11 protein-coding genes and 1 pseudogene are annotated in these 12,494 nt (G+C 57.3%); 1 reads left to right on the top strand and 11 read right to left on the bottom strand.

What is annotated here, in order from left to right:
* The first annotated feature begins 42 nt into the window (after positions 1 to 42).
* Complete coding sequence (locus ACYZTY_RS17695; protein ID WP_461954795.1) at positions 43 to 1,785, top strand: ABC transporter substrate-binding protein; 1,743 nt, start codon at positions 43 to 45, stop codon at positions 1,783 to 1,785.
* 151 nt (positions 1,786 to 1,936) lie between these two features.
* On the opposite strand, the gene ACYZTY_RS17690 is transcribed toward ACYZTY_RS17695, so the two are convergent.
* The 11 genes and pseudogenes from ACYZTY_RS17690 to nuoI form a co-directional block, all read right to left on the bottom strand.
* The gene (locus ACYZTY_RS17690) at positions 1,937 to 2,251 is read right to left on the bottom strand and encodes a helix-turn-helix domain-containing protein (RefSeq protein ID WP_461954794.1); all 315 of its coding nucleotides are present in this window, start codon (positions 2,249 to 2,251) and stop codon (positions 1,937 to 1,939) included.
* Entirely contained in the window at positions 2,241 to 2,591 is a 351-nt protein-coding gene (locus tag ACYZTY_RS17685) for a toxin (RefSeq protein ID WP_461954793.1), read from the bottom strand. Before ACYZTY_RS17685 ends, ACYZTY_RS17690 begins: the two co-directional genes overlap by 11 nt.
* A 999-nt stretch (positions 2,592 to 3,590) precedes the next feature.
* Entirely contained in the window at positions 3,591 to 4,916 is a 1,326-nt protein-coding gene (locus ACYZTY_RS17680) for a hypothetical protein (RefSeq protein WP_461954792.1), read from the bottom strand.
* Positions 4,917 to 5,349: 433 nt separating this feature from the next.
* Positions 5,350 to 5,674: pseudogene (locus tag ACYZTY_RS17675) on the bottom strand (type II toxin-antitoxin system VapC family toxin).
* On the bottom strand, positions 5,671 to 6,054 hold the full coding sequence (locus ACYZTY_RS17670; protein ID WP_461954791.1) for a type II toxin-antitoxin system Phd/YefM family antitoxin: 384 nt from the start codon (positions 6,052 to 6,054) through the stop codon (positions 5,671 to 5,673). The pseudogene ACYZTY_RS17675 and the gene ACYZTY_RS17670 overlap by 4 nt, the downstream one beginning before the upstream one ends.
* Before the next feature lie 174 nt (positions 6,055 to 6,228).
* Entirely contained in the window at positions 6,229 to 7,692 is a 1,464-nt protein-coding gene (nuoN, locus tag ACYZTY_RS17665; protein WP_461954790.1) for an NADH-quinone oxidoreductase subunit NuoN, read from the bottom strand.
* Positions 7,693 to 7,699: 7 nt separating this feature from the next.
* On the bottom strand, positions 7,700 to 9,232 hold the full coding sequence (gene nuoM / locus ACYZTY_RS17660; RefSeq protein ID WP_461954789.1) for an NADH-quinone oxidoreductase subunit M: 1,533 nt from the start codon (positions 9,230 to 9,232) through the stop codon (positions 7,700 to 7,702).
* Between the two features lie 40 nt (positions 9,233 to 9,272).
* The gene (nuoL, locus tag ACYZTY_RS17655; protein WP_461954788.1) at positions 9,273 to 11,126 is read right to left on the bottom strand and encodes an NADH-quinone oxidoreductase subunit L; all 1,854 of its coding nucleotides are present in this window, start codon (positions 11,124 to 11,126) and stop codon (positions 9,273 to 9,275) included.
* Positions 11,123 to 11,431, bottom strand: coding sequence for an NADH-quinone oxidoreductase subunit NuoK (gene nuoK / locus ACYZTY_RS17650; protein WP_010458852.1), 309 nt, complete (start codon positions 11,429 to 11,431; stop codon positions 11,123 to 11,125). Before nuoK ends, nuoL begins: the two co-directional genes overlap by 4 nt.
* A gap of 2 nt (positions 11,432 to 11,433) precedes the next feature.
* Positions 11,434 to 11,937, bottom strand: a complete 504-nt coding sequence (gene nuoJ / locus ACYZTY_RS17645; RefSeq protein WP_027925107.1) for an NADH-quinone oxidoreductase subunit J — start codon at positions 11,935 to 11,937, stop codon at positions 11,434 to 11,436.
* A gap of 9 nt (positions 11,938 to 11,946) precedes the next feature.
* On the bottom strand, positions 11,947 to 12,492 hold the full coding sequence (nuoI, locus tag ACYZTY_RS17640; RefSeq protein ID WP_007905075.1) for an NADH-quinone oxidoreductase subunit NuoI: 546 nt from the start codon (positions 12,490 to 12,492) through the stop codon (positions 11,947 to 11,949).
* Positions 12,493 to 12,494 lie beyond the last annotated feature (2 nt).

The following is a 12,494-nucleotide window of genomic DNA, read 5'->3' as shown; positions in this document are numbered from 1 at the left end:
TCGCTCGGCAATGTTGCTCCGAAACTCAATAAGGAGGTCTCTATGTTCGACAAAAACAATAAGCTGCGACATAGCATTTCATTGGCAGCCATGCTGGCACTCAGCGGTCTGAGCGCTTCGGCCTGGGCCGATGCCTACGAAGACGCCGCCAAGAAATGGATCGGCAGCGAATTCAAACCGTCCACCCTCACGCCAGAGCAGCAGCTCGAAGAGCTGAAGTGGTTCATCAAGGCCGCCGAGCCGTTTCGCGGGATGAGCATCAAGGTGGTTTCGGAAACCATCGCGACCCACGAATATGAATCCAAAACGCTGGCCAAGGCCTTTACCGAAATCACCGGGATCAAGCTGACCCACGACTTGCTGCAGGAAGGCGACGTGGTGGAAAAGCTGCAAACCCAGATGCAATCGGACAAGAACATCTATGACGGCTGGGTCAACGACTCGGACCTGATCGGTACGCACTTTCGCTACGGCAAGACCGAATCGATCACCGACCTGATGGCCAACGAAGGCAAGAACTTCACCTCGCCAACCCTGGACCTCAAAGACTTCATCGGCATCTCGTTCACCACTGCGCCGGACGGCAAGATCTATCAGCTGCCTGACCAGCAGTTCGCCAACCTGTACTGGTTCCGCGCCGACTGGTTTGAACGGCCTGAGCTCAAAGCCAAGTTCAAGGAAAAGTACGGCTACGAATTGGGCGTGCCGGTGAACTGGTCGGCCTATGAAGACATCGCCAAGTTCTTCAGCGAAGACGTCAAGGAGATCGACGGCAAGCGTGTCTACGGGCACATGGACTACGGCAAGAAAGACCCGTCCCTGGGCTGGCGCTTTACCGATGCCTGGTTCTCCATGGCCGGTGCTGGCGACAAGGGCATCCCCAATGGTTTGCCGGTTGACGAGTGGGGCATCCGCGTCGAGGATTGCCACCCGGTCGGTTCCAGCGTGACCCGTGGCGGCGATACCAACGGCCCGGCGGCGGTGTTTGCCACCACCAAATACGTCGACTGGCTTAAAGCCTATGCGCCACCGGAAGCAGCGGGCATGACCTTCTCCGAATCCGGTCCGGTGCCGTCCCAAGGCAACATCGCCCAGCAGATCTTCTGGTACACCGCGTTCACCGCCGACATGACCAAACCGGGCCTGCCGGTAATGAATGCCGACGGCACCCCGAAATGGCGCATGGCGCCGTCACCACGCGGACCGTACTGGGAAGAGGGCATGAAGCTGGGTTATCAGGACGTGGGTTCCTGGACGTTCATGAAGTCCACGCCTGAGAAACAAAAACTTGCAGCGTGGCTCTATGCGCAATTCGTGACGTCGAAAACCGTCTCGCTGAAGAAAACCATCGTCGGCCTGACCCCGATCCGCGAGTCGGACATCAACTCGCAAGCCATGACCGACCTCGCACCGAAACTCGGTGGTCTGGTTGAGTTCTATCGCAGCCCGGCCCGCGTGCAATGGACCCCGACCGGGACCAACGTGCCGGACTATCCACGTTTGGCACAACTGTGGTGGAGCCACATCGCCGAAGCCGCGAGCGGCGAGAAGACTCCGCAACAGGCGCTGGATGGCCTGGCCAAGGATCAGGACGCGATCATGACGCGTCTGGAACGCTCGAAGGCGCAAGCCACCTGCGCACCGAAAATGAACCCGGAACGGGATGCTCAATACTGGTTCGATCAGCCGGGTGCACCGAAGCCGAAACTGGCGAACGAGAAGCCCAAGGGTGAAACCGTGAACTACAACGAACTGCTGAAATCGTGGGCGGACGCACGTAAGTAAGCTTCTGTACTGAGCAAGGCGAACGGCACCGAGAGGTGCCGTTTTTGTTTGTGCCTGATAGTCCGTCGTCGCGGGTAAGTCGGATCGCGATGGGGGCATTCCAGGTATCAAATTTATCCGGCCGAACCAGCATCGTTGGAACCTCGACGGTTCAGGTCAAGGCTGCGAGTTGTTCGATCGTCTGCGGAAAGCGTTCGACCAGACGGATCAGTGTCGTGGCTTGGGCATTGGGTATTGCCCGTCCCTGTTCCCAGTTCTCCAGGGTTCGGGTGTTGGTGCGCAGATACATGGCGAACACAGACCGGGAGAGGTTGAGCTGTTGGCGGACGGCTACCACTTCCTCGGCAGTGATGGGTACCAGTTTTGGCAACTGAACCTTGTGGGTTCGCAAAGTGATTTTGCCTTGGCGTTCATCCGCCAGGGCTTCGAGGCCATCCATCAGTTCGGAAAAAATGTCACGTTTCATAGTGGGATCTCGTGTTGATTTCTCTTTCTAGCGCCTGTCTGAAAATTTTTTTCTGGGACGGCGACAGGTCGTCTTGCTCGTTTTTGTTGTACAGGGTGAACAGCCAGAATTGATCGAAGCCTGACCACCAGTAATAAATCACCCGTAATCCGCTGCGCTTGCCCTTGCCTCGTCGTTGATCGCAGAAGCGGATTTTGCGCAGCCCACCGGTGTCCTCAATGAGATCGCCCGCTTCTGGATTTCTCAGCAACTCCAGCTGAAAGCTACGAAACAGATCGTCATCGAGGTAATCGTCTCGATGTTTCTGAAAAATAGGTAATTCGATAAAAAGAGCATCCATGTTCTGTACGCTACCTACGTATAGTGTTGTCTCGATAATCGAATTGGTCAAGGCATCGAAGCCGTCCTTTTCGTTCCCGTTTTCAACGGTAGACCCCGGCTGTCAAAACACCTGTAGGACAAGTCGACCCGTGCGGTGAGAGCATTCGACAGAGGAGAGATGAGAGCGATTTACCAATTGCCTTGCGGAATTCAACTCGGCTGCGCTGGTGGGCGAGCTGGCGGTGAAAGGCGTTGGATAACGTCGACCCCGCTGGCAGATCAAGGGGACTGAGCAGACACAAAAAACGCGGCACCAGAAGGGCCGCGTTTTTATTGAATGGCAGACTAACTATTCGCTGGTGTCAGGCAAGTACCCCGAAGAATTTTCCGCTGAGATGGGGCACGCTTTCCTATTAATTCCCACAAGATGAGATGCAATGAAGTGGCCTTCCATCTGATCAAGCCGGCAATAGGCGGCAAATAACACGATTGCCTCGCTGAGGAAAAAAGTAGCAGTACAACCCCCCATGCGAGGAGATAAATGAGGTCAAGTTGAGGGCTAAATTCCATTTCAATTCCCATTGCTATAGCTGTCTTCAATCATATGGTTGCGTGGAAACCTCAATGTTCGCTATTCAACTGAGTAGACCACTGTATTTTCCGTACAACCAAAGAGTGGTTGATGTACCCGTCACGAAATACGCTATATGAAATGGATATGTCGCCCAAAATTGCAGTTCCTTCGGAAGACGTTGCACAGCTTCCTTTAAAGAGGGTTCCTTGCTGTGATTTTTTTTGGATGAAATCAAAAAGCTGATAGCGGCAAGGTGAAAGATTTTTCCGTGAAACCCCCCACTTATGACACTGTGGTCTACGGATATGGAACGCCACGGCTTAAAGTAGTTTTCCAGAGACTCGAGCTTTGTGTGAACGGCGTAGAAGATCATGGCGGTATCGATCACACTCAGTAAGATCAGAGCCCCCCAAGTCCAGGCGAATGCAGTGCGTGTCACTTCCATTATTCGGAATACTCGTGGACTTCTTGACCCACGATCTCGCCGCCGTCAGTCAGCACTGTTCCAGTTAACGTGGATCCTGTAGCGCCGATCACCAGCACACATACAAGTTTTCCGACCCCCTTCAGTTTTGTACACACTGTCGTACCTATTTTCCCCCCAGCGACTCCGCCGGCAATAGCGCCAACAGTACCTCCTAACATTTTCCCACCCTCTACAAACCTTACTTGCTTACATTCCTGCTCGCGACCGGAGGAGCAAACCTCATGAATTTTTGAACTGGACGCGCCTAGCTGTAACCCAATACCGAGATATCCACCTCCTTTCATGTACTTCGCCGCTCTCGCAACGCCTGTGATGTTGGTTGCATATCCTGGTAATTGTGTCGGCGAACCAGCTTTGTCCCAGCGGTGAATAATCCTGCGACTCGACAATCCTAGTGCCCGTTTAAGTTTTGGATGATCCGCTATGCCTGTGCCTTTGCGTATGAGCGGCCCCAGGCTGGCATCCAGCTTTGCCATCAGTCGTTTGCGTTTGGCAAAGAACTCCGGCGAATGCAAGTGACGATACTGGCGATATTGCTGTTGATGCAGCCCCTCTAGTTCTTTGAGGGTATTTTTTAATCCTTCCAGATGCTGGCCGATCATGAATGACGCAACGCCTAGTGTGCCCGCCGACACCTCTAAAAACGGTTCTATCACCTCATGATGCTCAACCATGAACGATGCCTCTTCATCCGTCAGATCTTTCAGCGCTTCATTCACTTTTTCCGCAGCTGCCATCATCTGTGCCTCTTCGCGTCGGCACATGTAGTTGCGCGAGTCGCTGAAGATGACCATTTGCCCCGGTTTTACGTGTTCACCGAGGTGGCGATTGAGCGAGCGGAACTCGCGGCGCAGCACATCGCTGGGTGTGATTTCGTACAGCGAGCGTTCCAGCGCTGCGAGGGTCATGGGTGTCTGGACGATGTGGAAGCCGGACTCTGCCGGTTTGGGCAGGGTGAAGGCATGTTCTTCTACCAGATACTGTGCGGGTGCTGGCTCGGGTTTGGGTTTGAAGGCGTTCCAGGAGGCACCGCCGTTATCCGCAGTAACGCGCGGCTTCACCAATGCCCAGTCACCGTTACTGACGGCATCAATGAGTTTTCGTTGGTTGACACCTTGCAGGTAGTTGGAGCGATGAAGGCCCATCGCGTTTAGCAGATCGTCGAAGCCAGGCAGATCGTCGGGGCGATTCAGAGCCTGTCGGAACTCTTCCATGGCTTGGTAAGGGTCGAGTAGTTGACTACGTTGGCCATGGAGTTCGCTTTTGGGGATGAGTCTAGTCACGTTCGTGTCCCGATTCGTAAATCGGGGGACTTTGGCGAGCAGCCTCAATTTTAAATGCCGGGTGATTCCGTTTTAGGTGTAGGGGAAATCCGATTTATCCGCGCGCCACAGGTTGGGCAATAAAAGGGCACCCACGAAGGACGCCAAGAGATTTAGCATTTTCATGGGAACCGACAATCCCGCGAGAGCTTTCGGGAATTGCAGAAGGAGGGGGAGGGCAGCAGTAACAAATCCCACAAACACAAAAACGGCACCCGAAGGTGCCCTGCGTATATTTCTTTCACAAGAATCGAATAGGTCAAGGCTGCTGTGCCTGCCAATTCGGTCAAGTCATAACGTTAAAGTCAAAGGCAGGATCGGGATGTAGGACGCAGGTGATTCATCCGCAAGGGAATTCTGGAGGTCGGGCAGCAGTGGGGGGAGTGCGGTCCGGTTAGACCAAAATTGCTAAATCTGTGTACCTGGCAACCAATGGATCGGCGGTGAGTAGCTTCATGGGTTCCGTCATGGCGGTTGCAATAATCAGCCGGTCGAATGGGTCACGGTGGTGATGTTCGAGGTCTTTCACTGCTATGGCGTGTTCTGAGGTTACTGGCAGTTCGATGAAGCCGCTTTCGAGGCTGTACTGCCGGATTTCCTCCAGGTCAACGTTTAGCTTTCCCAGTCCAACCTTGATTGCCATTTCCCAGAATGTCGCTGCACTTGGGGTCATCGCCGAGCGTCCAAAGCAGAATGTGAGTATCGAGCAGAACCCTCATTCTTGAGTTCCTTCGAAGGCATCCAGCATTTCGTCCGACAGCGGTGCGTCAAAGTCTTCAGGCAGGATCAGCTTACCTTTCATTGCGCCGATACGGCGTGCTGAGGATTTTCCCACTGGAACCAGTCGGGCAAGGGCTCGACCATGTTTAGCAATGGTGATGATCTGACCGGCTGCTGCGTCATCGACGAGCTTGGACAAATTGTTTTTCGCTTCGGCTAACGGAACGATGATCATAATTTCTCCCGCATATTCTGGACAAATATAGCCAGAATATTTGGAGGCGGCAAAGGCGAGAGGACGACAGGTGAAATTGTTATGTGGTGAGTGAGTGGCCAATTCGAAACCATTATCCGATTTCGAAAGAATTTCTAGCTTCATTTGATGCTCCCGATTAGCTCATAACCTACCTTAGCGCTCAGTAGCAGTTGCCGGATGTCAGCCCATGCCGATGCCTTTGCAGTCCCTTTCCGAGAACGGGGTGAGCAACCTCACAAACGCAAAAACGGCACCCGAAGGTGCCGTTTTTGTTTGTAGCCAGATATCGCCGAGCGATCAGCCCGTCAGACCTGCCTGCTGAACCAGCGTCAGCAGCGGTTGTGGGTAGACGCCAAGGAAGAATGCCACCAGCGCGATCGCCAGCAGCATCACGCCGCCTGCACGTTGTTCCCAGTGCAGTTGCGCATCGTGGCGACGCAGGTTCGGCTCGATCAGGTACAGGGTGACCATCACGCGCAGGTAGTAGAAGACGCCGATGGCGCTGCCCAGTACCAGGGAACCGACCAGCCACCATTGGTGCGACTCGACACCGGTAGCGATGATGTAGAACTTGCCGATGAAGCCCGCGGTCAGCGGAATGCCGGCCAGGGACAGCATCATCACGGTCAGAACGGCGGTCAGGTACGGACGGCGCCAGAACAGGCCGCGGTACTCGTACAGGGCGTCGGCGTCACGGCCGTTGTACGGAGAGGACATCAGCGTGATCACGCCGAAGGCGCCGAGGCTGGTGATCACGTAGGTGACCAGGTACACGCCGATGGCTTCCACGGCCAGACCCTTGCTCGCCACCAGGGCGATCAGCAGGTAACCGAAGTGAGCGATGGACGAGTAACCCAGCAGACGCTTGAGGTTGCTCTGGGTCAGGGCCAGAAGGTTACCGAACAGGATCGACGCGATGGCGATGATGGTCAGCACGTCGCTGAGTACACCGCTGCTCGCCGCTGGAGAGATCTGGAACAGACGCACCATCACCGCGAACACAGCCACTTTCGAAGCGGTGGCGAGGAACGCGGCCACCGGTGCCGGAGCACCTTCGTAAACGTCCGGAGTCCAGAGGTGGAACGGCACCAGCGACAGCTTGAACGCCAGACCGATCAGCATCATGCCCAGGCCCAGTTGCGCCAGGGAGCTTGGCAGGCCGGTAGCCGCGAGGGCCTGGCCGATGCCGACGAAGCTCAGGCTGCCGGAGTCGGCATACAGCAGGGCCATACCGAACAACAGGAACGCGGAACCAGCGGCCGACAGCACCATGTACTTGATACCGGCTTCCAGCGAGCGCTTGTTGAAGAAGGCGTAAGCCACCAGACCGTAGACCGGTACCGAGAGCAGTTCCAGACCGATGAACAAACCGGCCAGGTGCTGCGCGCTGACCAGCACCAGGCCACCGGCGGCGGCCATCAGGATCAGCAGGTAAAGTTCTTCACGGTTGCCCGGGTAACCCGAACCGCCATCGCCAAGGTAGGCGTGGGCGAGGGTCACACAAGCGAGGGTGGCGACCAGGATCAGCGCCATGTACAGGCAAGCGAAGGTGTCGATCTGCAGCAATGGGGTCACGGCCAGAGGCGCGACCTTCAAGGCTGGCAGGATCGACAGCAACGCCAGGTTCAGACCCGCCACGGAAATCAGGAAGGTCTGCGAGTGGTTGCGGCGCCAGGCAATCGCCAGCATCACCACGATGATCGTGACGCTGGTGATCAACAACGGCGCAAGCGCGATAAAGTGTTGAGTCGTGAATTCCATAGCGCTCTTACCGGGCCGAAGCGAGTTGAGTGAAGGCGGTGCCGAGCCACTGCTGCACGCCATGCATCGTCGCGGCAGAGGTGTCGAGGAACGGTTGCGGGTACACGCCGATGTAAATCAGCAGTGCCGCCAGACCGACCACCATGATCAGTTCACGACCGTCCATGCCATGCAGTACCGCATCCGATTTGGCCGGGCCGAAGTAGGCACGGTGGATCATGATCAGCGAGTAGACCGAACCGAACACCAGACCGGACGTTGCGATGATGGTGATCCATGGGGCGCTCGGGAACGTGCCGATCAGGATCAGGAACTCACCGACGAAGTTACCGGTACCTGGCAAGCCCAGGGACGCGGCTGCGAAGAACAGGCTGATGGCCGGCAGGTAAGCGATCTTCGACCACAGGCCGCCCATTTCACGCATGTCGCGGGTGTGGGTGCGCTCGTACAGCTGACCGCTGAGGATAAAGAGTGCCGCGGCCGACAGACCGTGCGCCAGCATCTGCATCACCGCACCCTGCAGCGCCAGTTGGCTGCCGGAGTAGATGCCGATCAACACGAAGCCCATGTGGGAAACGGAGGAGTAGGCGATCAGACGTTTGATGTCGGTTTGTGCGAAAGCCAGGAACGCACCGTAGAAGATCCCGATCAGACCCAGGGTCATGGCGAACGGCGCGAACTCGGCCGACGCATTCGGGAACAGCGGCAGGGCGAAACGCAGCAGACCGTAAGCCGCCGTTTTCAACAAGATACCGGCCAGGTCGACCGAACCTGCTGTTGGCGCCTGGGCGTGAGCGTCAGGCAACCAGGAGTGGAACGGCACGACCGGCAGTTTCACCGCGAAAGCGATGAAGAAGCCGAGCATCAGGATGTACTCGGTAGTGAGCGACATCTTGGTTTTCAACAGGTCGGCGTAGTTGAAGGTAATCACGCCGGTGTCGTTGAAGTTGACCAGGACCAGGCCTAGGATCGCCACCAACATGATCAGGCCGGACGCCTGAGTGAAGATGAAGAACTTGGTCGCCGCGTAGATCCGGGTTTTCTTGCCGTCCGAAGAACTGTGACCCCAGAGCGCGATGAGGAAGTACATCGGCACCAGCATCATTTCCCAGAAGAAGAAGAACATGAACAGGTCGAGGGCGAGGAACACGCCGACGACACCGCCCAGGATCCACATCAGGTTCAAGTGGAAGAAGCCAACGTGACGCTGGATCTCTTTCCACGAGCAGAGTACCGAGAGGATACCCAGCAGACCGGTCAGCAGGATCATCAGCAGCGACAGGCCGTCGAGGGCCAGGTGCACACTGATGCCGAAACGCTCGATCCAGATGTGCTTGAACTCAAGCGCCCAGGTCGGATCGGCGCCAGGCGCCGGAGCAAATGAATAGTCACCGTGGGCCCACAGCCAGAGGCCGAGCGCGAGTTCCAGGGTCATGGTCAACAGCGCAATCCAGCGGGGGAGGGTAGCGCCGAAGCGCTCACCCATCCAGCACAGCAGGCCGCCGATGAAGGGGATCAGGATTAGCCAAGGCAGAATCATGACGGGCTCAATTCCTTTCGCAAGTTCGCAAGGTTCATATTCAGACCGCTACCAGCACGATGGCGCCGATGACCAGCACGGAGCCGGCTGCCATCGATGCCGCGTACCAACGCAGTTGACCGGTTTCGGTACGGCTCAGGGCGGTGTGGCCGCCTTTGGCCATACGCGGGATCAGACCGATGGTCTGGTCGAGCGGGTCTTGGCGCAGTACGTGGCAGATCGCAAGGTATGGCTTGACGAACAGTTTGTCGTAGATCCAGTCGAAGCCCCAGGCAGCGAACCACCAGGCCGAAAGGAAGCGGCCGATGCCGCTGTTGGCGATTGCAGTGACGAAACGACGCTTGCCGAGGAACAGCAGCGCGGCCAGCAGGATACCGGCCAGGGCGATGGCGCCCGAAGCGATTTCCAGACTGTGCTTGGCTTCGCCGCCGGCATGGCCGACGCTTTGTGGCAGCACACCGTGCAGTGGCGGAACGATCATCGCGCCGACGAAGGTCGACAGGACGATCAGCACCGACAGTGGCAGCCAGTGAGCGATGCCGTGACCGGCGTGTGCTTCGGTCTTCGCTTCACCGTGGAACGCGATGAAGATCAGGCGGAAGGTGTACAGCGAAGTCATGAACGCGCCGACCAGACCTGCGTAGAGCAGACCGTGGTTGCCGCTGGCAAACGCTTCCCAGAGGATTTCGTCCTTGGAGTAGAAGCCTGCGGTCACCAGAGGCAGGGCAGACAATGCCGCGCCGCCGACGATGAAGCTGGCGTAGGCCAGTGGCAGTTTCTTCCACAGGCCGCCCATCTTGAAGATGTTCTGCTCGTGGTGGCAGGCAACGATCACCGCACCGGACGCAAGGAACAGCAGCGCCTTGAAGAAGGCGTGGGTCATCAGGTGAAAGATCGCGCCATCCCATGCACCCACGCCCAGCGCCAGAAACATATAGCCGATCTGGCTCATGGTCGAGTAGGCGAGGATACGTTTGATGTCGGTCTGCACCAGGGCGGCAAAACCGGCCAGTACCAGAGTCACGCCACCAACAACGCCAACGAGGTGCAGGATGTCCGGCGCCAACGCAAACAGGCCGTGAGTACGGGCGATCAGGTAGACACCGGCGGTTACCATGGTCGCGGCGTGGATCAGTGCCGAAACCGGAGTAGGACCGGCCATCGCATCCGCCAGCCAGGTTTGCAGCGGCAGTTGCGCGGATTTACCGACGGCGCCGCCCAGCAGCATCAGGGTGGCCATGACCATCCAGAAGTCGCCGGCCTGGAATTTCTGCGGTGCCAGCACCAGCAGTTCCTGGATATTCAGCGTGCCCAGTTGTGCGAACAGGATGAACAGGCCGATGGCCATGAACACGTCGCCAATACGGGTGACGATGAAGGCTTTAAGTGCGGCGTTACCGTTGTTGCGGTTGCTGTAGTAGAAACCGATCAACAGGTACGAGCACAGACCCACGCCTTCCCAGCCGAAGTACAGGAACAACAGGTTATCGCCCAGGACCAGGAACAGCATGCTGGCGATAAACAGGTTGGTGTAGGCGAAGAAGCGCGAGTAACCGGCTTCACCGCGCATGTACCAGGACGCGAACAGGTGGATCAGGAAGCCGACGCCGACGACCACACCGAGCATGGTCAGGGACAGACCATCCAGGTACAGCGCAAAGTTCGGCGTGAAGCCTTCCACCGCCATCCACTGCCACAACACCATGGTGTAGTGACCGCCTTCAGGTGGCGCGACATTGAATTGCCAGATCACGTAAGCCGTGACGATGGCAGACAGACCGATGGAACCGACGCCAATCAGCGCCGACAGGTTTTCCGAAAGGCGGCCGCGTGAGAACGACAGCAGCAGGAAACCTATGAGAGGGAATACGAAAGTCAGATAGAGAAGATTCATCCGCGCATCTCGCTGGCAGCGTCGATATCGAGAGTGTGGAAGCGGCGATACAGCTGCAACAGAATCGCCAGGCCAATACTGGCCTCGGCGGCTGCCAGGCTGATCACCAGGATGAACATGATCTGTCCATCCGGCTGACCCCAGCGGCTACCGGCGACGATGAAGGCCAAAGCGGAGGCATTCATCATGATCTCCAGGCTCATCAGCACGAAGAGAATGTTGCGGCGGACCATCAGGCCGACCAGACCGAGGCAGAACAGGATGCCGGCAACCGCCAGACCATGCTCCAGAGGGATAGCAGGCATCGTCATTGCTCCTTGGCTTCGTTGCGGCCCAGGTGGAACGCCGTGACGGCTGCGGCAAGCAGCAGCATCGAGGCGAGTTCGACCACCAGCAGATAAGGACCGAACAGGCTGATGCCCACGGCCTTGGCGTCTACAGTGGTGTGGCCGATGGCCTGACCGCTGGAGTGGCTGAACAGCACGTACAGCAGTTCAACCAGCAACAGGGTGCCGAGGGCGACCGGGCCGAGCCAGATGCCGGGCTTGAGCCAGACGCGCTCTTGCTGAACCGAAGCGGGCCCCAGGTTCAGCATCATCACCACGAACACGAACAGCACCATGATGGCGCCAGCGTAGGCGATCACTTCCAGAACACCGGCAAACGGTGCGCCGAGGGCGAAGAACGTCATGGCCACGGCGATCAGAGAAATGATCAGGTAGAGCAGGGCGTGCACAGGGTTGGTGTTGGTGATCACGCGAAGCGTGGACACCACAGCGATACCCGATGCGAAATAGAAAGCGAATTCCATCTTTCTTCCTTAAGGCAGCAAGCTCTTCACGTTGATCGGCTGGGCTTCATTCTGCGCGGAGCCTTTCGGCTTCCCGGCAATCGCCATACCTGCAACACGATAGAAGTTGTAATCAGGGTTTTTGCCGGGGCCGGAGATCAGCAGATCTTCTTTCTCGTACACCAGGTCCTGACGTTTGAACTCGGCCATCTCGAAATCCGGTGTCAGCTGGATCGCGGTGGTCGGGCAGGCTTCCTCGCAGAGGCCGCAGAAAATGCAGCGCGAGAAGTTGATGCGGAAGAAGTCCGGGTACCAGCGACCGTCTTCGGTTTCAGCTTTCTGCAGCGAGATGCAGCCGACCGGGCACGCCACGGCGCACAGGTTGCAGGCTACACAACGCTCTTCGCCATCAGGGTCGCGGGTCAGGACGATACGCCCACGAAAGCGCGGCGGCAGGTACACGGCTTCTTCCGGGTACTGCAACGTGTCGCGCTTGCGGAAGGCATGGCCGAAGATCATCACCAGGCTGCGAAGCTGGGTGAAGAAGCCATGCACGATGTCAAAAATGTACTTCATGA

The sequence above is a fragment of the Pseudomonas sp. LB1P83 genome (genome assembly GCF_054897885.1).
The sequence above is the reverse complement of the archived record's forward strand: the minus strand, read 5'-3'. Positions and strand labels throughout refer to the sequence as shown.